Here is a 26,815-nt window from a genome sequence, read left to right on the forward strand (position 1 = left end):
AGGCCCCTGAACGATCTGTCCCATCTCAACTCTCCGTCCCCACCAATGGTCACGGACAACAGAGAACATATCTGGTCTTTTCTGGTAAGAACGTCGTGATGAGCATCGTCGTCGTACGCCGGCCAGAACGCCGCCCGGGCCCCAAGCCGCCCCGCGGCGAGGTTCTGATCGAGTCACCGCCCGAAATCCCCGAAGTCCAGGGGCAGGGCTTCTCGATGGTCCTCACCTACCTCCCCATGGTGGCGGGTGCGGCCGCGATGGCCCTGATGTTCACCGCCTACGGCAACGCCAACCCGATCATGTACGTCGCCAGCGGCCTGTTCGCGTTGTCCATGGTCGGCATGACGCTCGGCCAGATGGGCCGCCAGGCGGGCGAGCGGAAATACCGGCTCAACGGCGCCCGCCGCGACTACTTCAGGTACCTGGGCCAGATCCGCAAGCGGACCAGGCGCGCGGCGCAGCAGCAGCGCGAGGCCCTGGAGTGGAGCGGCCCTGAGCCCGACTCCCTGTGGTGGATCGCCATGGGCCCCCGGCTGTGGGAGCGCCGCCCGCGCGACGAGGACTTCGCGACCGTACGTCTCGGCACCGGCGTCCAGAAGCTGGCCGTCCAGCTCATCCCGCCGGACTCCAAGCCCGTCGAGGACCTGGACGCGCTGTCGGCCGGCGCGCTGCGCAGGTTCATCAGGGCGCACTCGACGGTCGCCCAGTTGCCCGTCGCCGTGGCACTCGGCTCGTTCGCCAGGATCAGGGTGAACGGCGACCCCGTCGCCGTGCGCGACCTGCTGCGCTCCGTGATCAGCCAGCTGACCGTGTTCCACTCGCCCGACGACATGCGGATCATGGTGTGCTCCGGCGAGGAATGGATGCCGCACTGGGAGTGGGTCAAGTGGTTGCCGCACGCGCTGCATCCCGAGGAGGAGGACGCGGCGGGACAGGTCCGGCTGATGGCGGAGAACCTCAGCGAGCTGGACCGGCTGGTCGGGAACGAGCTCAAGGAACGCGCCAGGTTCCGGCCGGGGTCGGCCGGGGACGCGCTGCCGTACCACGTGCTCATCGTGGACGGCGGGCACGTGCCGCACGACTCCCAGCTCGGCAGCGACGCCATCCAGGGAGTGACGGTGATCGACCTGTCCGGCTCGACCGCCGACGTGGCGGAGCAGAACACGTTGCGCCTGGACGTCCAGCCCGACGGCTTCTACATGGTGAAGATCGACCACGCGGGCAAGGAGCACAGGACACGGTTCGGCGACCCGGACAAGCTCGACTTCCTGCGGGCCGAGGGCCTGGCCAGGCAGCTCGCGCCGCTGCGGGCCTCGGCGGCCTCCGCGGGCGAGGCCGAGGACGTGCTGGCGATCAACACCACCCTGACCGACCTGCTGGGCGTCGGCGACCCGGCCCGCGTGGACCCCGCGCTCACCTGGCGGCCCCGAGCCGGTCGCAACAGGCTGCGGGTGCCGATCGGGCTCGGATCCGACGGGCGGATCGTGGAGCTCGACATCAAGGAGTCGGCCCAGGGCGGCATGGGCCCGCACGGGCTGGTGATCGGAGCCACCGGCTCGGGCAAGAGCGAGCTGCTGCGGACGCTGGTGCTGGGGCTGGCCGTCACGCACTCCCCCGAGATCCTCAACTTCGTCCTGGTCGACTTCAAGGGCGGCGCGACCTTCCTCGGGCTCGACTCGCTCACCCATGTCTCCGCGGTCATCACCAACCTGGAGGACGAGCTTCCGCTGGTCGACCGCATGCACGACGCGCTGCACGGCGAGATGGTGCGCAGGCAGGAACTGCTGCGCTCGGCCGGCAACTACGCCTCGCTGCGCGACTACGAGCGGGCCAGGGAGCAGGGGGCCGACCTGGCCCCGCTGCCCACGTTGTTCGTGGTGCTCGACGAGTTCAGCGAGCTGCTGTCCGCCAAGCCGGAGTTCATCGACCTGTTCGTGATGATCGGCCGGCTCGGCCGCTCGCTCGGCGTGCACCTGCTCCTCGCCTCCCAGCGGCTGGAGGAGGGGCGGCTGCGGGGCCTGGACACCCACCTGTCGTACCGGATCGGTTTGCGCACCTTCTCCGCGATGGAGAGCCGGGTCGTGCTGGGCGTGGCCGACGCGTACGAGCTGCCCTCGGCGCCCGGCAACGGCTACCTCAAGGTCGACACCACCAACATGACCAGGTTCAAGGCCGCCTACGTCTCGGGCGCCTACCAGGGCGACCACCGCCACGCCGGCTCGGACGACGACCAGGCCACCCAGCGCCAGGTCGTCGAGTACACCTCGGCGTACGCGCCGCTGCCGCTCGTGCCCGAGCCCTCCAAGGAGGCCCCCTCCACGGAGGTGGACGAACGCGGCCCGCAGGACAGCCTGCTCGACATCGTCGTCCGGCGGCTGGCCGGACACGGCCCTGCGGCCCACCGCATCTGGCTGCCCCCGCTCGACGAGCCACCCACGCTCGCGCACCTGCTGCCGCCGCTCTCGGTCACGCCGGAGCTCGGGCTGTCCACGCCCACGTGGGACGGCCGTGGCAAGTTGCACGCCGTCATCGGGATCATCGACCGGCCTTTCGAGCAGCGGCGTGACCCGTACTGGCTGGATCTGTCCGGGGCGGCCGGCCACGTCGGCGTGGCCGGCGGGCCGCAGAGCGGCAAGAGCAACGTGCTGCGCACGCTGATCTCCGGCATGGCCCTCACCCACACGCCACGCGAGGTGCAGTTCTACTGCCTGGACTTCGGCGGCGGCGCCCTGGCGGCGCTGGAAGGGCTGCCGCACGTGGGCGGCGTGGCCACCAGGCTCGACGCCGACCGGGTGCGCAGGACCGTCGCCGAGGTGTCCTCGCTGGTACGGCAGCGCGAGCGGGGCTTCGCCGAGTCCGGCATCGAGTCGATCGCCGCCTACCGGCGGATGGTCGCCGACGGCAGCACCAAGAGCGACGGGTGGGGCGATGTGTTCCTCGTCATCGATGGGTGGCTGACGATCCGGCAGGAGTTCGAGAGCCTGGAGGCCGTGATCACCGACCTGGCGGCGCGCGGGCTCAACTACGGCGTCCACGTGGTGGCCACGACCAACAAGTGGTCGGAGTTCCGGCCGGCGATCAGGGACCTGTTCGGCACCAGGATCGAGTTCAAGCTGGGCGACGCGTACGAGTCGGAGATCAGCAGGAAGGCCTCGCTCGCGGTGCCGGAAGGGGTGCCGGGGCGCGGCCTGACCAGGGACGGCATGCACTTCCTCGCAACCCTGCCGCGGATTGACGGGCAGCGCACCGCCGAGGACGTGTCCGAAGGGCTGCGCTCGATGGTGGAGATCGTGCGGCGGTCCTGGCAGGGGCCGTCGGCACCGCCGGTGCGCCTGCTGCCGTCGCTGCTACCCGCGGCCTCCCTGCCGTCGCCGGAGAAGACGGGCCCGCAGCGCATCGCGATCGGCATCGACGAGGACACGCTCTCGCCCGTCATGCTGAACTTCGACACCGACCCGCACTTCATCGTGTTCGGCGACAACGAGTGCGGCAAGTCGAACGTGCTCAAGCTCATCATGGAAGGCGTGGTCGCCAGGAAGACGCCGGCCGAGGCCATGATGCTCGTGATCGACTACCGGCGCTCGCTGCTGGACACCGCGGTGACCGACCACCGCATCGGCTACGCCGCCTCCAGCACCGCGGCCGCCGAGCTGATCCAGGACGCCCGCTCCGCCCTGCTCAAGCGCCTTCCTCCGGCCGACCTCACTCCGGAGCAGCTGCGCTCGCGGAGCTGGTGGCAGGGCTCGGACCTGTACATCGTGGTGGACGACTACGACCTCGTGGCCACGTCGAACAACCCTCTGGCGCCGCTGGCGGAGCTGCTGCCGCAGGCCCGCGACATCGGGCTGCATCTGGTGCTGGCCCGGCAGAGCGGCGGCGCCAGCCGCGCCATGTACGACCAGGCCGTCCAGCGCATGAAGGAGATGGCCAGCCCGGCGCTGATCATGTCGGGCAACCGGGAGGAAGGCCAGCTCTTCGGCAACGTCCGCCCGCAGCCGCTGCCCGCGGGCCGCGGCTTCTACGTCGACAGGAAGTACGGTGCGCGCCTGATCCAGACCGCCTACATGGAGCAGCCGTGATTCCTGGTCCCGGGACGAAGGTGCCCATGTTGACCGCCCTTTCCTGCCTTCACCGACCGCCGGGAGTCCCATGAGTTACGTGGACGTACATGTTCAAGCGCTGGAGGAGTGCGCACGCCAGGCCCTCAGGGTGAAGAACATGCTCGACTTCGGCGACGCGTTCGTGAACTCCGACGTCACCGCACCTCACGGCGACACCAAGTCCGATGTCTTCGGCGAGCTCGAAGGCGCCGGCGACCTGGCCGCGAAGATCGACGCGGTCTGGGAATCGGTCAGGTCCGAACTCGGCGAGGGACGCAACCGCCTGACCAACGTCGAGCGGGCGCTCGGCCAGGTCGCCTCCAACTTCCGCGACGCCGAGACGGGGTCAGGCGCATGAGCATCGTCGAGACCCTGGCCGGGCTCAAGAACAAGGTCGACGGCGACCCGGTGGCGATCAGGAACATCGCCGCCGCCATGCGGACGATGGGCGGGCACATCGCCACCTCGACGAACAAGCTCGTCAGAAACGTCACCGAAGTCGGCAAGGCCTGGGAGGGCGACTCGGCCAACGCCTTCGCCGACTACATGACCGCCTACCCCACCGCCGGCCGGAGGCTCAAGAGCGCCCTCAACTCCTGCGCCTCCGCCCTCGACACGGCGGCCACCAAGCTGGAGACCGCCCACTCCACGGTCAGCGGGCTCCACGAGGCCGCGACCACGGCCGCGAGCGACTACCGGCGCGACCACAGCGACGCCACGCAGACCGAGATCGACAACCACGTCAAGCAGCAGCTCGACGATCCGGTCGGCAAGGCCAACCAGGCCGTCACCACGGCCACGACAGCCCTGACCACCGCCAAGACCGCGCTCGACAGGAAGCTCGGCGAGGACGGGTTCGGCTTCTTCAAGGGCATCCGGCAGCCCGGAGGCGCCGACTTCCTGCCGGGTGACCACCAGATCGACTGGGAGAAGACCGCGGGTTACTCCCCCACCTCGCTCGCCTCGGCGAACGCGCCCGACGGCCCGGACTCCGGCCCAGGGGCCGGAGGAGGCGGCGGAGGCGGAGGAGCCGGCGCGCCATCGTCGTACGGCAACACCCCGGCGCCAAAGCCGCAGGTCGTCGAGTGGATCAAGGAGGCCATCAGGGTCATCAAGTCGCCCGAGATGGCCGCGATCCTGAGGCAGAGGGGTCTGGACGTGAGCGACCTGGACCCGAACGACCCCAAGGACATCGAGCGCATCTGGACGATCATCCACCACGAGTCGGGCGGCAACCCCAACGCGATCAACAACTGGGACATCAACGCCAAGAACGGCGTGCCGTCCCAAGGGCTGATGCAGACCATCCCGCCCACCTTCAACGCGCACGCGCTGCCCGGGTACGACAAGATCCGGGAGCCGGTGGACAACATCATCGCCGGCGTCCTGTACACCTACAGCCGCTACGGCAATCTCGGCGAACACCCCGGGATCAAGTCCCTGGAGAGTGGAGACCCGAACGCCGGATACAAGCCCTACTGATCGAGTAGGAGGGTGAGGCCGCCTCACCCTCCTCTCCCACCACCGGACATGCGGGCCCGCATCCGGCGGTTCGTCAGCCGTGGTGCTGAGCCTGCGCCAGGTGTTCTGGAGTCCGAGCAGGCCGAGATCGTCCGAATGGGTGTTGGGCAGCGCCCGTTTCACAACCCTTCCCGGCTGATTGTCCCGTTCCCCTCACCGGTACTACGACCTCTGCTGACTTCTGCCTGGTCAGCCCTCACCTCACGACGGGAACCGTCGGCGCGGCGACAACAACAGCACAACCGACACCCGGGCAGATCTAGAACGATCATTTCCCCCTGCGCCCGCCGCGTCTACCTGACGGTCCTGTCGGTGATGACGGGCTTCACCTTCGCGTGCAGGCTCGCCCAGACCCATCCGGCCTCATACGCGGTCCGCGTTCCTCAGTGCAGAGTTTCGCCTCGGGCTTCCTCCAGGCCCCGCCTCACAACGACGCCCTTGCCTCCGGCTCGGAGTTAGCACCACCTCTTCCTCCAGGGGACTTTCACCCCCAAGGGGCGCACACGCGGAAACCCCCTCAGGAACCGGCCTGAGGGGGTTTCGCCGTCACGGGCGGGTCAGCCGCAGTTAGCCCAGTTCGAGCTGGTGCTCTTGCCCCTGTGGCTGCCGGCGAACCGCACGCACTTGCCCCTGGCCTGCAGCTTGACCGGCCCGGCGTAGTACATGTAGGTGCCGGACTCCGTCCAGGTGCGGCCGCCCTTGACTTCGAGCGTGGCGGTCACCTCGGTCGGCTTGCCCACGTACGTCGACTTCATGGTGACCACGCAGTTCTCACCGGTGCCGCCGTTGTAGAGCTGGAAGGTCTCGCCACCGGGGAAATCCTGGCTGCGCTGCACGGAGAAGCCCGGCCCGCAGACCATGACCGGCGTGTACGGGTTCCGCTGCGGCGGCGAACTGGTCTTGGTGGGCTGGGGTTTCGGGGTCTTCGTCTTCGTCGGCGTAGGTTTCGGGGTCTTCGTCTTCGTCGGCGAGGGCTTCGGCTCGGACGGCGTCGGCTCGGGGGTCGGCTCCTCGCTGACCGTCGGAGTGGGGGTCGGGGTGGGCGTCACCGTCACCGTGACGGTCGGCGCGGGTGTCGGTGTCGATGAGGGCTCCGGGGTCGCCGGTTGGGTCACGACGGCATCGGACGTGGGCGTCGGGCTCTGGCTCGGCCCGCCCGTCATGGTCACCGTGGGCTGGGCCTGCGTCGGCTGCGCGGCCACCGGCTGGGTCTGGATCGGTGCCGGCGTCGGAACGGTGCTGAGCTCGGGCGGCGTGGGCGTCTGCGACGTCCAGTCGGAAGGCAGCGTCATGGGGCCCACGTCGGCGTCCGACGGCTCACCCCACGGCGCGGTCACCTCCGGCTGGGCCTCCTGCTGCACCGGCTGCTCAGGCACGCCCTCCTGCGCGGCCGTCCTCTCGGACCGGCCGGCCTCCGGGGTTCCCTCCTCGGACGTTCCCACGGCCACGTTCACCGGCTCGAACCGCTGCGACGACGCATACTGGCTGGCGCCCCACAGTCCCGCGCCGGAGAGGACCACCAGCACGCCCACCGCGGCGGCCAGTCCCATGGGGAACTTCCGCGGCGGGCGGGAGGAGACCGTCTGCCCCTGGACCGTCGCCTGCCGCTCCTGCCTGGGCGGCTCCCACATGGGGCCCGATGGCGGCATCGGCACGCCTTCCATCGGCGAGGCGCCACCCTGAGTCTGCGGCGGCGCCGCCGGCCCCCAGTCCTGCTGCGAGGGCGGCGCCATCGGCAAGGGCACGCCCTCGATCGGCGCTCCCGGCACGGTCATGCCCTCAAGAGGCACCGCGGGAATGGGCACGCCCACGAGCGGCGCTCCCGGCTGGGACGGCTGCTGCTGCGGCGTCGGGCCGGCGGCGCCCCGCTGGTCCCCGAGGAGCCGCAGCATCGCCGTGTACGTGGTCGGCCGCGCCTCCACCTCCTTGGCCAGCGCGGCGAGCACCACCCCGCGCAGCGGCTCGGTCAGGTTCCCCACCTCGGGTAGCCCGTTCAGCACGGACTCGGCGTCCTGCCCGAACGGCGGCTCGCCGGTCGCGGCGAACACCACCGTCGCGGCCCAGGCGAACATGTCGGCGTATGGGCCGGAAACCGGCCCTCTGAGCTGCTCGGGAGCGCGGTAGCCCAGCTCGCCGACTGGCCCGCCGAGGTCGACGTCCGTCACCCTCGGGCCGCCCGCAGCGATGATCACGTTGTGCGGGGTGAGCCCGCGGTGCGTGATGCCGGCCAGGTGCACCGCGGTCAGCGCGGTCAGCATGCCCACCGACAGCCGCTCGAGCGCGTCGTGGTCGAGCGGGCCGTCCTCGGCCACGACCTGGGCGAGGCTGCGGCCCTCGACGTACTCGCGCACCACGTAGGGGCGGTCCTCGTGCCTGCCGGACTCCAAGGTCCTGGCGACGTACGAGCTGGAGACGCGCTGCACTCCTCTGAGCCGGGCGATCTCCTCGTCGTCCTGCTCCGGGACGGCGGGCAGCAACCTGATCACTCGTAGAGGCGCGTCCTCGGACTCTCTGCCGAGGTAGGCCACGCCACGGGGCCCATCGGCCAGCCGTCCTGAGATGGCGTACTCGCCCAGCTTCTCGGGATCACCCGGCCGTAGGGGGTGCATGATCGTCCCTTCGCTGATTCAAGATCTCAATGGGACATTCAACCAAATCCATCACATAGGTATCAGTAGTTTCACCGGCGAACTTCCGGTTTCACCAAAACGCAACCATCAGGACGGCCGGCCGGGACGCCATCCCCTGCGGCGGCCCAGCGGAATGAGCAGCGCGAGCGCGCCCGCCACGGCGATCGCCACCATGGCGCCGGTCCCCATCACCATGGAGATGCCGATGGCCCGCTCATCTCGGGGCGGGACCTTGGCGATGGCATCGGCGGGAAGCGCGGAGGGCGGCGGCTCGGCTACCACGGGGGCGTCGGCGTCCTCGTAGGGCAGCACGGCCGTCAGAGCGAGCACCGGGTTCACCATGCCCGCGCCGCTGCCCGTGCCCGTCGTGCCTTCGGCGGTGGCGATGATGCGGCGGCGCACCTGCTCCTGGGTGAGCTGGGGGAAGCGGGACCGCACGAGGGCGGCGGTGCCCGCCACATAGGGCGTGGCGAAGCTGGTGCCCTTCAGGTCGCGCTTGTAGCCAAGGCCCGGCCAGGGGGCGGTGATGTCCGTCCCCGGGCCGAGCACGGAGACGGGGGTGGTGGCGTTGGACAGGTCGGCGCGGCGGCCGTCTGGGGTGGCCGCGCCCACGGACAGCACACCCTCGTACGCCGCGGGATAGGCGGGCACGTCCTCGTCGTCGGGGCCCGTGACGTTCCCCGCCGCGGCGACCACGACGATGTCCTTGTCGAGCGCCCGCTGGACGGCAGCCCTCAGTCCGGAGTGATCGGAGGCCCGCACCGAGACGTTGATCACCTCGGCCTTCGCCGCGACGGCGTCGTCGATGGCGCTGATCAGCTTGGCGATGTCACCCTCGGTCTTGTTGCTCTGCTTGATCATCACCAGCTCGGCCTCGGGCGCGACCCCGTGGAAGGGCACCCCGCTCACATAGCGGGCGCCGATGATGCCCGAGACGGCCGTGCCGTGGCCGACGCAGTCGCGGTGACCGGTGTGCGTCTCGTCAATAATCTTGGAGATCTGGACCTGCGGGTGGTAGTCGGCACCGCTGTCGACGACCGCGACCCTGACCCCCGCGCCGCGCGTCAACTGCCAGGCGTTCTTGATGTCGAGCCGTTTCTGCGCCCAGGGCTCGCTGGCAGGCAGCTTCAACGTGCCCTTCTCCGGTTTGCACTCCTCGGGCGCGGCCACCGCCGCAGCCGGGGCCGCGCCGAGGTGCAGGGCGAGCAGGCTTGCGAGCAGAACGCGGCCGATCATGACGGGAAAGCGAAGCTCAGCCGCAGTTGGCCCACCCCGCACTCGTGCTCCCAGAACCGGCGCTGCCGGAGTAGCGGACACATTTGCCCTTGGCGGACAGCTTGACAGGACCCGCGTAGTATTCGAAGTTCCCCGAGTCGGTCTTGCTGCTGCCGCCCTTCACCTCCAGCGTCGCGCTGACGCGAGTGGACTTGCCGACGTCCGAGCCCGACTTGAGGGTGACGACACAGTTCTGCCCCGAGCTGTTGTTCCACAGCTGGTACGTCGTGCCGCCCTCGAACGAGGAGCTCCGCTGCACCACGAAACCACTGCCGCACACCTGGGTAGCGCTGTACGGGTTCTTCTTCGCCGCAGGCTTGGTCGTCTTCGTCGGCGTGGGCTTCGGGGTGGGCTTCGGGGTGGGCTTCGGGGTGGGCTTCGTCGTCTTCGTCGGCGTCGGCTCGGGCTCCCTCGTCGGCTCCTTGGTCGGCTCCTTCGTGGGCTTCTTGGTCGGGGTGGGCGTCTTGCTGGGCTTCACGGTCTTGGTCACCGTGGCCGTCGGCGAGGGCTTCTTGGTCGGCTTCTTGGTCGGCTTGCTGGTCGTTGTCGTCGGCTGGGCCGTCGCCGTCACCGTGGGCACCGGGACAGTCGTGATCGGCGACGGTGTCGGCACCGCCGTGAGCTCAGGAACCGCCGGCGAGCTGGTGGGGAGCTCGTCGGTCGGAAGCACCATCGGGCCGACGTCGCTGGAGTTAGGGTTCGGCGTGGTCGCCCACGGCGCGGTCACCTCGGCCTGCGGCTGCGGTGGCGCGCCCGTCGCCGACCCCTCACCCTGGGCGGAGAAGCCGTTGCCCTCGCCGGTCGTGTCCGTGCTGGACGCGGCGATCGGGGAGAACGTCACCTTGTCGGAGTACTGGCTCGCGCCCCACAGGCCGAGGCCGGACAGGAGCGCGACTGCGGTCAGGCCCGCCACGAGCCCGACGGGGAACGGCTTGCGCTGCTGCCCCTCACCCGGCTTGGGCACGACGCCGGGCTCCGGATTCTGGGGCGGCGGAGCCTGCTGGCCGGGGCCTGGCGGAGGACCCCAGGCAGAGGGTCCGGGCCCTGCCTCCACGGGACTCTGCGCCGGCACATGCCCCGGACCCATCGGACCCGGACCCATCGGACCCGGACCCGGCGGGATCTGGCCGATCGGGCCCTGGTGGTGCGCGGGGCCGGGGCCGCCTGGGCCGAACTGGCCGGGAGCAGGCTGCAGAGGACCGGGCTGCATGGGGCCAGGCTGTACGGGGCCCCGGGCGGTCTGGGGAGCGGGTGACGCCGGCGCCTGAGGCGGCTTGATGCCCTTGACGGAGAGCTGGATCGGCAGGATCGTGGGCGTCATCGGCCCGGGCTGCCCGCCGGGCGCGCCCTCAGCAGGGGCGGACGGCGCAGCGGAATCCTCCTGCGGGCCGGTGGGCACGTTGCCCCCCAGCAACCGCAGCATCGCCGTGTGCGTCGTCGGCCGCGCCCCCACCTCCTTGGAGAGCGCGGCCAGCACAACCTCGCGCAGCGGCTCGGGCAGTTCCCCTGTCTCGGGCTCCCCGTTCAGCACGTTCTCGGCCTCGTGGCCGAAAGGAGCGGAGCCGGTGGCGGCGAACACGACGGTCGCGGCCCAGGAGAAGATGTCGGCGGACGGGCCGTACCGCAGTCCATTGAGCTGCTCGGGCGCCCGGTAACCGATCTCACCGACCGGATCGCCCATCTCGACGTCGGTGACGCGCAGGCCCTCACCGGCGAGGATCACGTTGGAAGGGTTGAGGCCGCGGTGCGCGAATCCGGCCAGGTGGACGGCGGTCAGCGCGGTGAGCATGCCCACCGAGACCCGCTCCAGCGCGTCGCCGGTCAGCGGTCCGTCCGCGGCGACGGTCTCGGCCAGGGAGCGTCCTTCGACATGCTCCCTGATCACGTACGGCAGGCCCTTGTCGACGCCGGCGTCGAACGTCCGGGCCACGTACGTGCTGGACACCCGCGCGACGCTCTTGAGCCTGGCCACGAAGCCGGGGTCGGCGGCCGGGTCGGCGCTCAGCGTCTTGACGACCACCTGCGGCGCTTCTTCGGACTTCCGGCCTAGGTGGACGACACCGCGCGGCCCCTCGCCCAGGCGGCCCGTGATCTCGTGGCCGCCGATCCGCTCAGGCTGAGGGGCGTCGTTCTCCGCCATGACCGTCCTTTCCGGGATTGCGTCATGAACGAAGGACATTTAACCAAATACGCCCCATACGCATCAGGGGTTTCGGCTGCTCGCTTGACTGCCGGCTCCTACAACACCGGGGCACGACGCCGGTCGCTCGGCGGCACGAGGAGGTGACGGCATCCCGCCGTCCGGCGTCGCGGCGCCCGTGACGTGCGGGAGGCCGCCCGAGCGGCGCCGGCGACGGTGGCCGCCCGCGCCTGTGGAAGAAGCCCCGGCACCCTCGCCAGGGCCCCTGCCCGTGATCATTTCGTGGCGGATTCGATGTTCTGGCGGTAGGTGCCGATGACCCGCGAAGCCTCCTGAAGCTCCTCGGTCATGCGCTGGAACGCCGTGCGGTAGTTCTGCCACGCCTGCTGGAAACGCTGGGCGCCCGGCCCCGTCCACGCGGTGCCGACCTTGGCGGCCTCGCGGTCGAGTGCGGTCATCGTGGTGCGGACCGCCTCGGACTGCTGGGTGAACTGGGTGGACATCTGCTGCATTTCCGCGGGGTCGCCGCCGAGCATGCTCTGACTCATGCATACCTCCTGGGGGAACCTGTGAAAGCGCCCTCAGGCTAAGGTCGCCCATCTCCCGTCGCCCCTGTTATGCCGAGCGGCTATGGTCTAGCGGAGGATCGTTCATCTTCGGCGGAAGCGGAGACTTCCATGCGCGAGATCGTGGTCACCGGCGGCGGCACCGGCATCGGATACGCCGTCGCGGCGGCGTTCGTCTCGCTCGGCGACCGCGTCACGATCACCGGGCGCCGCGAGAGCGTGCTCAAGGAGGCCGCGGAGCGCCTGGGCGCCTCCTGCGTGCCCTTCGACGCCACCGACCCCGCCGCCGTGAACGAAGCGCTCGCCGACCTGCCCGCGCACGTCGACGTGCTGGTCAACAACGCCGGCGGCAACACCAACCTCGACCGGGGCCAGCCAGGCGAGCTGGCGGAGGTGGCGCGGGCCTGGTGGGCCAACCTCAACGCCAACCTCATGTCCGCCGTGCTCGTCACCACCGCGCTCGCGCCGCGCGTCGCCAGGGACGGCAGGGTCGTCTCGATCGGCTCCATCGCCGCGCGCGGCACCGGCTCGGGCTCGTACGGCGCCGCCAAGGCCGCCCTGGAGTCCTGGACCGCCGACCTGGCCGCCGAGCTCGGCCCCAGAGGCATCACCGCGAACGTCGTCTCGCCCGGTCTCGTCGTGGACACCGAGTTCTTCCGCGGCCGGCTGACCGAAGACGGCATCAGGGCCCGCGTGGAGAACACGCGCAACGGCCGCCCTGGAAATCCGGCCGATGTGGCCGATACCGTTCTCTTCCTGGCGTCAGCGGGTGCCAGGCACGTGACAGGGCAAGTGATTCACGTGAACGGCGGCGCATACCTGGGCCGCTGAACCGCAACTCGGGCAGCAGGAAGGACTTACGTCGGTGCGGAAGGTTCTGATCACCAACCGCGGCGAGATCGCCGTACGCGTGGCCCGTGCGTGCAAGGACGCCGGGATCGGCAGCGTGGCCGTATACGCCGACCAGGACCTCGACGCCCTGCACGTCAGGGTGGCGGACGAGGCGTACGCGCTGGGCGGGCAGTCGCCGGCGGAGACCTACCTCGACTTCGCCAAGCTGCTCGACGTCGCGCGGCGCTCAGGGGCGGACGCCGTGCATCCCGGCTACGGCTTCCTGGCCGAGAACGCCGCCTTCGCGCAGGCCGTCATCGACGCGGGGCTGATCTGGATCGGCCCGCCGCCGGCCGCGATCGCCGCGCTCGGCGACAAGGTGCAGGCCAGGCACATCGCCCAGAAGGTCGGCGCGCCGCTGGTCGCGGGCACGAAGGACCCGGTCTCCGGGGCCGCCGAGGTGGTGGCGTTCGCCGAGGAGCACGGGCTGCCGATCGCGATCAAGGCCGCGTACGGCGGCGGCGGGCGCGGCATCAAGGTGGCGCGCCGGCTCGAGGAGGTCGCCGAGCTGTACGAGTCGGCGGTGCGCGAGGCGGTCGCGGCGTTCGGCCGCGGCGAGTGCTTCGTCGAGCGCTATCTCGACCGGCCCCGCCACGTCGAGACGCAGTGCCTGGCCGACCGGCAGGGCAACGTGGTGGTCGTCAGCACCCGCGACTGCTCGCTCCAGCGCCGCCACCAGAAGCTGGTGGAGGAGGCGCCGGCGCCCTTCCTGTCGGAGGAGCAGCTCGACGTCCTCTACTCCAGCTCCAAGGCCATCCTGAAAGAGGCCGGCTACGTCGGGGCGGGCACGTGCGAGTTCCTCGTCGGCCAGGACGGCACGATCTCCTTCCTCGAGGTCAACACGCGCCTGCAGGTCGAGCACCCGGTCACCGAGGAGGTCTCCGGCATCGACCTGGTGCGCGAGATGTTCAGGATCGCCGACGGCGAGCCGCTCGGCTACGACGACCCGGTGGTGCGCGGGCACTCGATCGAGTTCCGGATCAACGCCGAGGACGCGGGGCGCAACTTCCTGCCCGCGCCCGGCACGCTGACCGTCATGCGCCCGCCGTCGGGGCCGGGCGTCCGGCTCGACGCCGGCTACGAAGCGGGGATGACGGTCCCGCAGACGTTCGACTCGCTGGTGGCCAAGCTGATCGTGACGGGGCGCACGCGCCAGGAGGCGCTGGAGCGGTCGCGGCGGGCGCTGGCCGACTTCGCGATCGAGGGCATGCCGACCGTGCTGCCGTTCCACGAGGCCGTCGTCAGCGACCCGGCCTTCGTCTCCTCGCCGTTCACCGTGCACACCCGCTGGATCGAGACCGAGTGGGACAACACGATCGCCCCGTACGCGGGTGAGATCGCCTCCGGCGAGGCTCCCGAGCGCGAGTCGGTGACCGTCGAGGTCGGCGGCAAGCGCCTCGAAGTGGTGCTGCCCGCGGGCCTGGGCGCGGCCTCCGCCACGACCCCCGCCGGGTCCGGTACGAAGGCGCCGAGGCGCGGCGGCGGTGGCGCGAAGAAGGCGGCGGCGGGCGGCGACGCGCTCGTCAGCCCCATGCAGGGCACCATCGTCAAGATCGTGGCCGGCGACGGCGCCGTCGTCGCCGAGGGCGACACGGTCGTGGTGCTGGAGGCCATGAAGATGGAGCAGCCGCTCACCGCGCACAAGGCGGGGACGATCACCGGGCTCTCCGCGGACGTGGGGCAGACGGTCACCTCGGGCGCCACGATCTGCGTGATCAAGGACTCGTGACGGGAGCTGCCCCGCCTCTTTCCCCGCGGGGCGGCAAAAGGGACATCTGCCGTCCAGGATCTTCGCCCGCCTTGTGCACCCGCGCACTCCTGGGCGGGTAACGTTCAAGTGAGGAACTTTGCCGACCGCCCGTTCGTCCTCATGGGCGAAGGAGGCTTGCTGCCAATGACCCATTCGCTGCGCCGAGCAGGGGCCGTGATCGCGGCTCTGATCGCCGGTCTCATCGTCGTTCTTGCGCTGTCCCCTGCCGCCAACGCGGCGGCCGCTCCACCTGACGCTCAGGAAGTCGTGTCCTTCTGGAAGGACAAGCAGGACCCGCTCTTCGTCGAGTCGGGCTCGCCCCTGACCTCTGACCAGCAGAGTGACATCCGTGACGCGCTGAAGGGGGCCGACACCAAGATCTACGCTGTGGCGCTCCCCGACGGCACGGTCGACGACTCCTCCATCAAGGGCTACATGACCCAGCTCAACTCCGCGCTGACCGCGGCGGGCCGGCCGCGGGCCACCTTCGCGGTGCTCGACGGCATGACGCTGTTCGCCGCCTCGAGCGCCCTGCGCCAGCCGGGCCTGGCGGGCGAGCTGGCCAACCGCGCGGTCAGCTCCAACGAGGGCAACGTCGTCGACGGCATGAAAGACTTCGCCAACCGCGTCGACCTGGCCGCGCAGGGCAAGCGCTCAGCTCTCGACTCCGGCAGCCAGGCCAACCCCGGCGCCGGCGGCACCGCCGCGCTGATCGCCCTGGGCACGCTCGTGGTCGTCGGTGGCGGTGGCTACTTCCTCTACTCCAGCAACAAGAGGAAGAAGAAGGCCATCCAGGACGCGAAGGACCTCGCCGCGGTCAAGCAGACCGTCGACGAGGACGTCACCAAGCTGGGCGAGGAGATCACCGCTCTCGACACCGACGTGACGCTGTCCGGCGAGAGCGGCAAGCACATCGACGAGTGGCAGACGGCGCTCGACTCCTACGACAAGGCCAAGACCCAGCTCGCGGCCGTGGAGCGCGCCGACCAGGTCCGCGAGGTCACCCAGACTCTCGAGGACGGCCGCTACGCGCTGGCCGTGGTGAAGGCCAAGGTCAACAACGACCCCGTGCCCGAGCGGCGCGCGCCCTGCTTCTTCAACCCGCAGCACGGCCCGTCGGCCCGTGACGTGCGCTGGGCCCCGCCCGGCGGCGCGGTGCGCGACGTGCCCGCCTGCAAGATGGACGCCGAGGCCGTGGAGCGCGGCTTCGACCCGCAGATGCGCGAGGTCATGGTCGACGGCCAGCGCCGCCCCTACTACGACGCGGGCCCGGCCTACCAGCCGTACGCCTACGGCTACTACGGCGGCTTCGGCGACATCATGACCGGCATGTTCATCGGCACCATGATGGGCAGCATGCTCGGCGGCGGCTTCGGCGGCTGGGGCGGCGGCTACGACGCCGACGCCGGTGACCTCGGCGGCGACTTCGGCGGCGACGCCGGCGGCGGCTGGGGCGACTTCGGTGGCGGCGGCGACTTCGGCGGCGGAGATTTCGGCGGCGGCGACTGGTGACGCCACACCACCGGCCGTTCTAGTTCGGCAGGAGGAGCGCTCCCCCGCGAGGCCCGGCACACGGGCTCCCGCGGGGGAGCGCTCCGTTTTTCCGCGGAACCCACGGCCGCCGGACGCCCGGCCGCGCAGGCCGTGGGCAGGCGTTCGGGCGGCGGCGTGAAGGAGGGTCCCGTCTGGCAGCATGAGGGGCATGCTCATCGTCATGGGCGGCCTGCCCGCGACCGGGAAGACGACGCTCGCCCGCCTCCTGGCCCGACGCATGGGCGCGGTTCACCTGCGTATCGACACCATCGAGCAGGCGATCGTGCGCTCGGGCCTGGCCCGCCCGCCCCTCGGGCCCGTCGGCTATTTCGTCGGCTACGCCCTGGCCGAGGAGCATCTCGGCCAGGGCCTGACCGTGATCGCGGAGTCGGTCAACCCGCTCCTCGTCACCCGTGACGCCTGGCGCGCCGTCGGGGTCGCGTCGGGCGTACCGGTCGCCGAGGTGGAGGTGGTCTGCTCCGACCGCGCCGAGCACCGCGACCGCGTGATCTCGCGCTCGGTCGACATCTCCGACCTGCGGCTCCCCGAGTGGCAGGAGGTGGTGGAGCGCGAGTACGAGCCGTGGCACCGGGAGCGCATCATCGTCGACACGGCCGGCCAGACGCCGCAGGAGTCCCTCGCCACCCTCATCCACCACCTCGACCGGGCAGGCCCGTAGCGCACCTTGGGGAACCCGGCGCAGCGTTCGGTTAGGCTCCCGGCCATGAGCGATCACGTGCGCCTGCTCTGCATGCGCCACGCGGAGTCGGAGAACGTCACCGCCCGAGCCGCCGGCGCCCTCCCCCATGCCCGCCTGACGCCGAGGGGGCACGAGCAGGCGGCGGAGGCGGCGCGACGGCTGGCCGGCGAGGGCATCACGCACGTGTACGCCAGCACCGCGGTCCGCGCCCGGCAGACCGCCGAGATCATCGGGCACGCGCTCGGCCTCGACGGCGTCGTGACCCTGGAGGGCCTGACCGAGATGCACGCCGGCCGGCTGGAGGGCTCCGCCGACCCGGCGGTCCGCGTACGCGTGCTCGAGACGCTGCGTTCGTGGATCGTGGACGGCGACCTGGACGCGGCGGCCGGCGACGGCGAGGACGGGCACGCGGTCACGGCCCGCACCGTCGCCGCCCTCACATCGATCGCCGCGGCGCACCCCGGTGCGACGGTGGCCGTGGTCGGGCACGTCGCGAGCCTGACGGCCGGGCTCAACGCCCTGTGCGGGCTGGGCGCGCGGGTGTGGGGGGCGCCGCTGCCGCACGCGGTGCCGTTCCTCGTGCAGTGGGACGGGCGGTCATGGCGGTGCGAGGCATGGCCGGGCTGAATTCGAGCGCGAGGGGTTCTCGCCGAAGTTCCAGTTCGTCGACGGGGCGTGGAGGGATCACGAGCGCTGGGCCATCACCGCGGAGATGACGGGTCAGGACCGCAGCAGCTCGTACGCCACGTTGGCGGCGACGCGCTGGTCCCGGCGGCGCCCGCGACCAGGCCCTTCACGATGGTGTGCGTGAACGGGTGCCACCCCTGGTTCAGCCCTTGATGGCCCCCACGATGACGCCCTTGGTGAAGTGGCGCTGCACCAGTGGGTAGATGATCAGGGCCGGCACCACGGCGATCACCACGATGGCCATCTTGATCGCCAGCGTCGGCGGTGCGTCGCCCGTCACCCCCGCCGTGGCGCTGGGCAGCGGGTTGGAGTCGACGACGTACTGCCGCAGGATGAGCGCGAGCGGCCACTTGCGGGTGTCGTCGATGTAGAGCATCGCGTTGAACCAGGCGTTCCAGTAGCCGACCGCGTAGAACATCGCGACGACCGCCGTGACCGCCCTGGACATGGGCAGGACGATCCGCCACAGGATGCGGAACTCGCCCGCCCCGTCGATGCGCGCGCTGTCGAGGATCTCGCCGGGGATGTTCATGAAGAACGAGCGGAGCACGACCACGTTGAACGCCGAGACGGCCGTCGGCAGGATCAGCGACCAGTAGCTGTCCTTCAGCCCGAGCCCGCTCACCATCAGGTAGACGGGGATGATGCCGGGGAAGAACACGAACATCAGCAGCACGCTGAACAACAACGGCCGGTGCAGGAACGAGCCGGGCCGCGACAGCGAGTACGCCCCCAGCACGCTCACCCCGGTGCTGATCAGCGTGCCGGCGACGGTCACGCCGGTGCTGACGAGCACGGCCCTGCTGACCACGGTGTCGGAGAAGATCTGCCGGTACGCCTCGAACGTGATGCCGTCGGGCACCAGCACGAGCCCGCCGACCCGGTTGACGGTGGCCGACGAGCTGAGGCTGGTCAGCACGATCGTGTAGAGCGGGCCGAGCACGGCCAGGACGATCAGGGTCACCAGCGTGCCCTTGCCGAGCCGGGCGGCCGGCGAGGGCTGTTCCTCCCAGGGCGCCAGCCCGGCGGGCGCGCCCCTGCGGCGTCTGGACGTCAGCACTGTCATGATCGTGAATACACTCCTCGCTCGCCGAGCGCGTGCGCCACCCGGTTGGCCGCCAGGATGAGCAGCAGGCCCACCAGGCCCTTGAACAGCCCGGCCGCGGCGCCGTACCCGAGGTCGCCGGTGCGCAGGCCCGACCAGTAGACGAACGTGTCGAACACTTCGGACGCCTCGCTGCCGACGGCGCTGCGCTGCAGCATGAACTGCTCGAATCCGACGTTGAGCGCGTCGCCCAGCCGCAGGATGAGCAGCAGCACGATGACCGGCCGCAGTCCTGGCAGGGTGATGTGCCACATGCGCCGCCACCGGCGGGCGCCGTCCACGGCGGCGGCCTCGTACAGGTTGGGGTCGATGGTGCTGAGCGCGGCCAGGAAGATGATCGCGCCCCAGCCGGCGTCCTTCCAGATCGTCTGCGAGGTGATGAGCAGGATGAACGTGTCGGAGTTGGTCATCCAGTCGACGGCCTCGCGCCCGTTGTCCCGCAGGATCTGCGCCAGCAGCCCGGCGCCGCCGAACATCTGCTGGAAGATGGCCACGACCAGCACCCAGGAGAAGAAGTACGGCATGTAGACCACGCCCTGCACGAACGCCCTCAGCCGGGCCGAGACGATGCTGTTGAGCAGGAGCGCCAGCATGATCGGCACGGGGAAGTAGAAGACGAGCTGGAAGGCGGTGATCGACAGGGTGTTCAGGATGGCGCGCAGGAACTGCGGGTCCTGGAAGAGCAGCGCGAAGTTGGTGAAGCCGATGATCGGGCTGCCGGTGATGCCGCCGGTGTAGGGGTTGTAGTCCTGGAACGCGATGACGTTGCCGAGGGCGGGGATCCACCAGAAGGCCAGGACGACCAGCAACATCGGCAGGTTCATCACCAGCAGCGGCCAGTCCCTGCGTGCCTTGGCCCGCCAGGACAGCCGGTGCGGTGGTGCGGCGTGACCTGGCCGGCGGGCGCCGCGCCGGACGGGCCGCTTGGCCGTCATCGTGCCCATGGGAGGTCCTTCGTGCCCATGGACGTCACAGCCTGCCGTTCTCGCGGGCGACCTTCATGTAGAACTCGCGCGCCTCGTTGCCGCCCTGGTCCTGCCACTCCTTGACGATCTTGGGCCATTCGGAGAGCGGCCGCTTGCCGCGGAACACCTCGTTCATCTTGTCCTCGGTGGGCGTCGCCAGGCCCGCCATCTTGGAGGGGGTCTCCACCCGGATTCCCACGAACGGGTCGTTGTCGAGGATCGCGGCGGCCTTCGTCTGCCAGTCGTGCTGGGCCTGGACCAGGCCGTCGTACTGGCTCATGGAGTTGGCCGGCGGGCGGCCCGACAGGAACATGTACGTGGGCGCGATCTCCTTGCGCCCGAGCGCGGTCTGCTTGACCTTGCCGTCCTTGACGTCGTAGTGCTCGCCCTCGACGCCGTTGTTGACCAGCTCGTACTCCTGCGTGCCGAACGGCCCCGAGCACCAGTTGGCCAGCGCGAGCAGCTCGCGGGTGCGGGCGTCGCCGAGCCCTTTCCTGATGAAGCAGAACATGCCGGCCGGCTCGTTCCGCCACATGATCGTCTTGCCGCCGGGCTTGGCCGGGTAGGGGTCGACGGCCTGCATGTCGAACTCGGGGTTGTCGGGCAGGAACCGGCCGAGGCTCTCGTGCCAGGCCCCCGGTCCGTCACGGTAGATGATCATCTGCCCGCTGCCGAAGATGCCTTTGTTGTCGGCGTCCTTGTTCGCGACGATGTCGGGGTGCACGTAGCCGGCCTCGAAGAGCTTGACCATGAACTCGACCGACGCGGCGAACTCGGCGGTCTCGTACTTGTACTCGAGCGTGCCGTCGCTCTTCTTGCGCCACTCGCGCGGCGCGCCGAAGGCCCGCTGCATCTCCTGCTCCATGCCGCCGCCGAACGCCCAGCGCTTCTTCTTGGCGTCGGTGATGGCCTTGCCGAGCGTGACCAGGTCGTCGCCGCTCTTCGGCTGTTCCAGGCCCAGCTCCTCCAGGATGTCCTGGCGCACGAAGGTGGCGAACGGGAAGGGTTCGTTCTGCCAGGGGATGCCCTGCAGGACGCCGCCGAAGACGCCGTACTGCCAGGCCGCGGTGTCGTAGTTGGCCAGCAGCGGGAACTCCTTGGCCTTGTCGCCGGCCAGGTAGGGGGACAGGTCGGCGAAGAGCTTGTTGGCCGCTTCCGTGAACCGCGCGATCGTGATGATCTCCCAGCCCGGGATCTGGATCATCTCCGGCACGTCGCCGCTGGCCAGCAGGGTGCTGACCTTCTGCCCATAGGTGTTGCCGTCGGAGATGTTGAAGCGCACGGTCCCGCCGAGGCGTTCGTTGACGGCGTCGTAGTAGGAGTTGTCGCCCAGGCCCGGCGGCACCGTGCCCCAGAGCGGCGTCATCGCGGTCACCTCTTTGCCGCTGGTCAGCGGCTTGGTGGTGACGGCCTGGACCATGGTGGTGGGGCGGGTCAGGAAGCCGGGCGCGACGAACTCGCTGCCGGGCAGGTCGGGCTTGAGCCCGGGGATCTCGAACGGGATGCGGGTCGGCACCAGGCTCTTGAGCTTGTCGGCCGCTACGGCGGTGCCCTTGGAGGTGGCTTTCTTCTCGGCGCAGCCCGCTACCAGAACACTCGCTCCGACCAGGCCGAGAAACCCGCGGCGCGTTGTGGTGGTTGGCATGGCTCGCTCCCTTCTCCGAGTGAGGGATGGGCCTCAGAATTAGTTGGTATTTCAGCCAAACAAATTAGTAGACTGTCAGCATAGGCCACAAGGATCGGGACGGTCACAGGTTGGCACTGATGGGAAACGTGCTACGCGGCGGCGCCTCTCGCGAGCGGGTTCCTCGTTAGGGAAGGGAGCCTGCGATGCGGCATGCTGGGGTCATCTGGGAACGGGGCTGATATTGATCACTTCTACGACCGGCCCTCAGCCGGCCGACTTCGCCGACGTGCGCGCCACCAACCTCGCGGTCGTGCTGCGCTTCGTCCGCGAGCACGCGCCGTGCTCGCGGGCCGACATCGCGGCCTCCACCGGGCTGAACAAGGCGACGGTGTCGAGCCTCGTCGCCGACCTCATCGACCGGCGGCTCGTACGCGAGACGGGTCTGACGGAGAACCGGGTCGGCAGGCCGGCCACGATGCTCGTGCTCGACGGCTCCCCCTACGCGGCCATCGGGGTCGAGATCAACGTCGACCACGTGTCGGCCGTGGCCACCGGCCTGGCGGGCGAGCGGCTGCTGACATGGCGGCGCGGGTTCTCCGGAGGCGGCTCGGTCAACCAGGGCATGGCCGGCGTCGGAGCGATCATCAGGCGCGTGGTCGGCCGCATGGCCAAGGAGGAACGCCAGGTGCTGGGCCTGGCCGTGGCCGTGCCGGGCCTGGTGGACGTGCAGGGCACCGCGCGCATCGCGCCCAACCTGGGCTGGCGCGACGCCGACATCGGCGGCGACCTGGCCAAGGCGCTGCGCGACCCCGGCTTCCCCATCCAGGTCGACAACGACGCCAACCTCGCCGCGCTGGCCGAGCAGCGCTTCGGCGCGCACGCCGGGGCCTCCGACCTGGTCTATCTCACCGGCGAGATCGGCGTGGGGGCGGGCATCATCCTCGACGGGCGGCTGCGCAGGGGGCGCCTCGGCTACAGCGGCGAGATCGGCCACGTGCAACTCGATCCCGACGGCCCCGCGTGCCCCTGCGGGCGGCGCGGCTGTCTGGAGGTCATGGCGGGCATCGGCGCCGTGCTGCGCAAGGACCTGTCTCCCGCCGAGGTGCAGATGGAGATCGAGGAGGCGGTGCGGCTCGCCCGCGCCGGCGACCCCGGCACCCTGGCCACGCTCGACGCGGTGGGCAGGAGCCTCGGCAAGGGCGTGTCCATCCTGGCGAACCTTCTCAACCCCGAGGTGGTGGTCCTGGGAGGCTACTACGTGCCGCTGGCGCCCTGGCTGCTGCCGGCGGTGCACGGCGAGATGGGCGAGCGCGTCATCGCCGTCGAGGGCGGCGGATGCCAGGTCGTGGCCTCGACGCTGGGTCACGACGCGGCGGCGCTCGGGGGCGCGGCGCGGGTGCTCGACTCCATCGATTCGGGAAGATTGCCCGGAGGATTGCCGCGAATCCCTTGACCTCGGTCTCCGGGACGTGCACCCTTCAGTCAACCCACCGAAATGTCCGCGTAACTTCGCCAGGCCGGTCGTCGAAGCGCTTCGACACTCTCCGAGGGATGACCATGCACCAACCCTTCCGCGACCCAGCGCTCCCCCTCCCCACCCGGATCGACGACCTGCTGCGCAGGCTCACCCTCGAGGAGAAGACGGGCCTGCTCCACCAGTACCAGGCCCCGGTCGAACGGCTGGGTGTCGGGGCGTTCCGCACCGGCACCGAGGCGCTGCACGGCCTGGCCTGGCTCGGCCCGGCCACCGTGTTCCCCCAGGCCGTCGGGCTGGCCTCGACCTGGGACCTCGACCTCGTCCGCAGGGTGGGCGAGGCGGTCGGCGACGAGGTGCTGGCCTTCCACCACAAGGATCCGGCCGGCGCGGGGCTCAACGTGTGGGCCCCCGTGGTCAACCCGCTGCGCGACCCCCGGTGGGGGCGGAACGAGGAGGGCTATTCCGAGGACCCGTGGCTGACCGGCGTCACGGCCACGGCGTTCGCGCTCGGGCTACGTGGGAGCGCTCCCGATACGTTGAAGACCGCGCCCACGCTCAAGCACTTCCTCGCCTACAACAACGAGACCGACCGCTGCACGACCTCCAGCAGCCTGCCGCCCCGGGTGCTGCACGAGTACGAGCTGCCCGCCTTCCGGCCCGCCATCGAGCAGGGCGCCGCGGTGGCCGTCATGCCGTCGTACAACCTGGTCAACGGGCGTCCCGCGCATCTCAGCCCGCTGATCGGGCAGGTGCTGCGGGCCTGGGCGCCCGGCGACCTGCTGGTGGTCAGCGACGCGTACGCGCCGGGCAACCTCACCGCGCTGCAGGGCTACCACGACACGCCTCCCGAGGCGTACGCGCACGCGGTCAAGGCCGGGATCGACAGCTTCACCCAGGACGACGACCGCGCGGAAGCCACCCTCGGGCACCTGCGCGAGGCGCTGCGGCTCGGCCTGCTCACGGAGGAGGACGTCGACGGCGCCGCCCGCCACGCGCTGTCGATCCGGTTCCGGCTCGGCGAGTTCGACCCCGCGACGCCGTACGACGGCATCACCGGCAACGTGGTCAACTGCCCCGGGCACCAGGCGCTGGCCAGGGAGGCGGCGCGGCGCTCGTTCGTGCTGCTGCGCAACGACGGCCTGCTCCCGCTGGACGGGACCGGCACGGTCGCGGTGATCGGCCAGCTCGGCGACGCGCTCATGGAGGACTGGTACAGCGGCACCCTCCCCTACGCCGTCACCGCGCGCGCCGGGCTGGCCGAGCGCTGCCGGACGGTGTTCTGCGAGGCCGTGGACCGGGTGACGCTGACCGCCGAGGCCGGGCCCGTGGCCGCCGACCCCGCCGGCGGGCCGCTCAGCGTGGGCGGTCCGGAGGCCAGCGGGTTCGACCTGTTCGACTGGGGTGGCGGCGCCTACGCGCTGCGGGCCGTGGCGACCGGGCGGTTCGTGTCGGTGGACGGCCAGACGCTGGTCAACGACCAGCCGGGGCCGAACGGGTGGGAGGTGCGCCAGACGTTCCGCATGGAGGAGCGCCCGCGCGGGACCCTCGCCCTGCGCCACATCTCTACCGGCTGCTACGTCGGCGCGGGAGCCGACGGCGTGCTGCGCCTGGTCGACGACGCCGACCAGGCCGTCTGGCTGGCCATGGACGTCGTCAGGAGCGGCGCGGAGGAGGCCGCGAGGCTCGCCGCCGGCGCGGACGTCGCCGTCGTCGTGGTCGGCGACCATCCCCTCGTCAACGGCAGGGAGACCGAGGACCGCATGACCCTGGCGCTCGCCCCCGCCCAGGACGCCGTGGTGCGGGCCGTGCGCGCGGCGAACCCCCGCACCGTCATGGTCGTCACCAGCGGCTACCCGCTCACCTGGACCGACGGCGACGTGCCCGCCGTGGTGTGGTCGGCCCACGGCGGCCAGGAGTACGGACACGCCCTGGCCGACGTGCTCTTCGGCGACGCCGACCCGGAGGGCCGCCTCACCCAGACGTGGTACCGCTCGGAGCAGGAGCTGCCCGACCTGCTCGACTACGACATCATCGCCTCCGACGCCACCTACCAGTATTTCCGCGGGGTGCCGCTGCACCCGTTCGGCCACGGCCTCAGCTACACCACGTTCGGCTACGCCGACCTGCGCGTGCACCTCGACGGCGACGTGCTGCGCGCCGAGGTCACGGTCACCAACACGGGCGCGCGGCCCGGCGTCGAGGTCGTGCAGTTCTACACCCACCAGCAGCGCTCCCGCGTCAAACAGCCGCTGCGCCGCCTGCGCGGCTTCGAGAAGGCGCACCTCGCGCCCGGCGAAAGCCGTACGGTCAGGCTGGCGCTGCCCGTCTCCGAGCTGGCCTTCTGGGACGTGACCAGGAGCAGGTTCGTCGTGGAGCACGCGCCGCACCGGCTCATGGTCGGCCGCAGCGCCACCGACCTGCGCCTGAGCGCCCCCTTCGAGGTCGAGGGCGAGACCATCCCGCCCCAGTCGGGGCTGCTGCGCGCGGCCTGCCACGACGAGTACGACGCGATCACGTTCGTGGACGAGACGAAGGAGGACGGCGACGCCGTACGGTCCGACGCGGAGGGCGCCTGGATCCTGTTCCGGCAGGTCGACCTGACCGGCAGCGGGTCCTGCGTGGCGACGGCGGGCAGCGCGGAAGGCGGCATGATCACCATCCGCCGCGACGACCCGCTCTACGGCCCTGCCCTGGCCACGCTTCCCGTGCCGCGGACCGGCCGCTACACCTACCACGCCGTCACGGCTCCCCTTGCGGACGCGGACGGCGTGCACGATCTTTATGTCGTGTTCGAGAACGACGGGGTGAGGCTGTCCCGGCTCGACTTCGGAGCCGGGGCTTGAGCGGGCGCGCGGTCACGATCTCCGAGGTCGCCAGGCACGCGGGCGTGGCCGTCAGCACGGTCTCCTACGTGCTCAGCGGCAAGCGGACGATCTCGGCCGACACCAGGCGGCGGGTGCTCGACAGCATCAACGCCCTCGGCTACCACCCGAACGCCGGCGCCCGCGCCCTGGCCAGCAGGCGCTCCAACGTGATCGCGCTGGTGCTGCCGCTGCGGGCCGGCATGCACGTGCCCGTCCTCATGCGCTTCGCCAGCGCGGTCGTCACCGCCGCCCGCCGCTTCGACCACGACGTGCTGCTGCTGACCGCCGACGAGGGCACCGCCGGCATCCGGCGGGTGGCGGCCAGCGCGCTGGTGGACGCGCTCGTCCTCATGGACGTCGAGCTGGACGACCGCCGGGTGCCGCTGCTGCGCGAGCTGGCCGAGCCGAGCGTGCTCATCGGATTCCCCGCCGAACCCGCCGGGCTGACGTGCGTGGACCTCGACTTCGCCGCGGCCGGCGCGCGCTGCGTCGAGCACCTGGCCGAGCGCGGCCACGACGAGATCGCCCTGCTGGGGGCGCCGTCCGTGGTCTACGAGCGGGGCACCGGCTTCGCCCGGCGCACCCGGGAGGGGTTCGTGGAGGCGGTGGACGCCCACGGCCTCAAGGGGGTGGCGCTGGCCTGCGAGGAGACGTTCGACGAGGTGTACGAGACCGTCCGCGACCTGCTCCTCGACCAGCCCGGCCTGTCGGGGCTGGTCGTGCACAACGAGGCCGCGGTCGGACACGTGCTCGCGGCGCTGCGCCAGCTGGACCGGCGGGTTCCGCACGACGTGGCCGTGGTGGCGATCTGCCCCGACGACGTGGCCGAGCGCGCCAGCCCGCCGCTGACCTCGGTGCTGATCCCGGCGGAGGAGGTGGGCAGGGAGGCCGTCCGCCTGGTCATGGACAAGCTGGAGGGCCGCGCGGTGCCTGACTCCACCCTGCTCACCCCGCAACTCGCCGTCCGCGCCAGCACCTGAGCCC

At 70.9% G+C, this 26,815-nt stretch carries 18 protein-coding genes; 11 read left to right on the forward strand and 7 right to left on the reverse strand.

What is annotated here, in order from left to right; all coding sequences use genetic code 11:
• Positions 1-98: 98 nt before the first annotated feature.
• From eccCa to ABGA98_RS02835, 3 genes are all read left to right on the forward strand, one after another.
• A complete protein-coding gene (eccCa, locus tag ABGA98_RS02825) occupies positions 99-4,079 on the forward strand; it encodes a type VII secretion protein EccCa (protein ID WP_347616575.1) in 3,981 nt (1,326 codons plus the stop codon).
• A gap of 79 nt (positions 4,080-4,158) precedes the next feature.
• Positions 4,159-4,458 (forward strand): hypothetical protein, encoded by a 300-nt coding sequence (locus tag ABGA98_RS02830; protein ID WP_347616576.1) that lies wholly within the window; start codon positions 4,159-4,161, stop codon positions 4,456-4,458.
• Positions 4,455-5,582 (forward strand): transglycosylase SLT domain-containing protein, encoded by a 1,128-nt coding sequence (locus tag ABGA98_RS02835; RefSeq protein WP_347616577.1) that lies wholly within the window; start codon positions 4,455-4,457, stop codon positions 5,580-5,582. The genes ABGA98_RS02830 and ABGA98_RS02835 overlap by 4 nt, the downstream gene beginning before the upstream one ends.
• A 596-nt stretch (positions 5,583-6,178) precedes the next feature.
• Here ABGA98_RS02835 and ABGA98_RS02840 read toward each other — a convergent pair.
• From ABGA98_RS02840 to ABGA98_RS02855, 4 genes are all read right to left on the reverse strand, one after another.
• On the reverse strand, positions 6,179-8,230 hold the full coding sequence (locus ABGA98_RS02840) for a hypothetical protein (RefSeq protein WP_347616578.1): 2,052 nt from the start codon (positions 8,228-8,230) through the stop codon (positions 6,179-6,181).
• Positions 8,231-8,338: 108 nt separating this feature from the next.
• Positions 8,339-9,487, reverse strand: coding sequence for a S8 family serine peptidase (locus ABGA98_RS02845; protein WP_347616579.1), 1,149 nt, complete (start codon positions 9,485-9,487; stop codon positions 8,339-8,341).
• A 16-nt stretch (positions 9,488-9,503) separates the two neighbouring features.
• A complete protein-coding gene (locus tag ABGA98_RS02850; protein WP_347616580.1) occupies positions 9,504-11,666 on the reverse strand; it encodes a serine/threonine-protein kinase in 2,163 nt (720 codons plus the stop codon).
• Between the two features lie 275 nt (positions 11,667-11,941).
• Positions 11,942-12,214, reverse strand: coding sequence for a WXG100 family type VII secretion target (locus ABGA98_RS02855; protein WP_165960088.1), 273 nt, complete (start codon positions 12,212-12,214; stop codon positions 11,942-11,944).
• Positions 12,215-12,343: 129 nt separating this feature from the next.
• On the opposite strand from ABGA98_RS02855, the gene ABGA98_RS02860 reads away from it, so the two are divergent.
• From ABGA98_RS02860 to ABGA98_RS02880, 5 genes are all read left to right on the forward strand, one after another.
• Positions 12,344-13,063: an SDR family oxidoreductase gene (locus tag ABGA98_RS02860; RefSeq protein WP_347616581.1), complete on the forward strand. Its 720-nt coding sequence runs from the start codon at positions 12,344-12,346 to the stop codon at positions 13,061-13,063.
• Between the two features lie 34 nt (positions 13,064-13,097).
• A complete protein-coding gene (locus ABGA98_RS02865; RefSeq protein ID WP_347616582.1) occupies positions 13,098-14,852 on the forward strand; it encodes a biotin carboxylase N-terminal domain-containing protein in 1,755 nt (584 codons plus the stop codon).
• A gap of 165 nt (positions 14,853-15,017) precedes the next feature.
• Positions 15,018-16,385, forward strand: coding sequence for a hypothetical protein (locus ABGA98_RS02870; RefSeq protein ID WP_347616583.1), 1,368 nt, complete (start codon positions 15,018-15,020; stop codon positions 16,383-16,385).
• A 190-nt stretch (positions 16,386-16,575) separates the two neighbouring features.
• The gene (locus ABGA98_RS02875; protein ID WP_347616584.1) at positions 16,576-17,085 is read left to right on the forward strand and encodes an AAA family ATPase; all 510 of its coding nucleotides are present in this window, start codon (positions 16,576-16,578) and stop codon (positions 17,083-17,085) included.
• 45 nt (positions 17,086-17,130) lie between these two features.
• On the forward strand, positions 17,131-17,733 hold the full coding sequence (locus ABGA98_RS02880) for a histidine phosphatase family protein (protein WP_347616585.1): 603 nt from the start codon (positions 17,131-17,133) through the stop codon (positions 17,731-17,733).
• Positions 17,734-17,935: 202 nt separating this feature from the next.
• Here ABGA98_RS02880 and ABGA98_RS02885 read toward each other — a convergent pair whose 3' ends face one another.
• From ABGA98_RS02885 to ABGA98_RS02895, 3 genes are read right to left on the reverse strand one after another with little or no spacing between them, the layout of a single operon-like run.
• Positions 17,936-18,859 (reverse strand): carbohydrate ABC transporter permease, encoded by a 924-nt coding sequence (locus tag ABGA98_RS02885; protein WP_347616586.1) that lies wholly within the window; start codon positions 18,857-18,859, stop codon positions 17,936-17,938.
• Positions 18,856-19,842: an ABC transporter permease subunit gene (locus ABGA98_RS02890; protein WP_347616587.1), complete on the reverse strand. Its 987-nt coding sequence runs from the start codon at positions 19,840-19,842 to the stop codon at positions 18,856-18,858. The genes ABGA98_RS02885 and ABGA98_RS02890 overlap by 4 nt, the downstream gene beginning before the upstream one ends.
• 25 nt (positions 19,843-19,867) lie before the next feature.
• Positions 19,868-21,508 carry an extracellular solute-binding protein gene (locus tag ABGA98_RS02895; protein WP_347616588.1) on the reverse strand — a complete coding sequence of 547 codons (1,641 nt, stop codon included), beginning with the start codon at positions 21,506-21,508 and terminating at the stop codon, positions 19,868-19,870.
• 223 nt (positions 21,509-21,731) lie between these two features.
• Between ABGA98_RS02895 and ABGA98_RS02900 the strand changes: the two genes are divergently transcribed.
• The 3 genes from ABGA98_RS02900 to ABGA98_RS02910 all read left to right on the forward strand — a co-directional run bounded on the left by ABGA98_RS02900 (position 21,732) and on the right by ABGA98_RS02910 (position 26,811).
• The gene (locus tag ABGA98_RS02900; RefSeq protein ID WP_347616589.1) at positions 21,732-22,943 is read left to right on the forward strand and encodes an ROK family transcriptional regulator; all 1,212 of its coding nucleotides are present in this window, start codon (positions 21,732-21,734) and stop codon (positions 22,941-22,943) included.
• 104 nt (positions 22,944-23,047) lie between these two features.
• Entirely contained in the window at positions 23,048-25,810 is a 2,763-nt protein-coding gene (locus ABGA98_RS02905) for a glycoside hydrolase family 3 C-terminal domain-containing protein (RefSeq protein ID WP_347617693.1), read from the forward strand.
• Positions 25,807-26,811, forward strand: a complete 1,005-nt coding sequence (locus tag ABGA98_RS02910) for a LacI family DNA-binding transcriptional regulator (protein WP_347616590.1) — start codon at positions 25,807-25,809, stop codon at positions 26,809-26,811. Before ABGA98_RS02905 ends, ABGA98_RS02910 begins: the two co-directional genes overlap by 4 nt.
• The last annotated feature ends 4 nt before the right edge of the window (positions 26,812-26,815 follow it).

Origin of the sequence: Nonomuraea sp. B1E8, assembly GCF_039871515.1 — a bacterium.
Taxonomy (GTDB): Bacteria; Actinomycetota; Actinomycetes; order Streptosporangiales; family Streptosporangiaceae; genus Nonomuraea.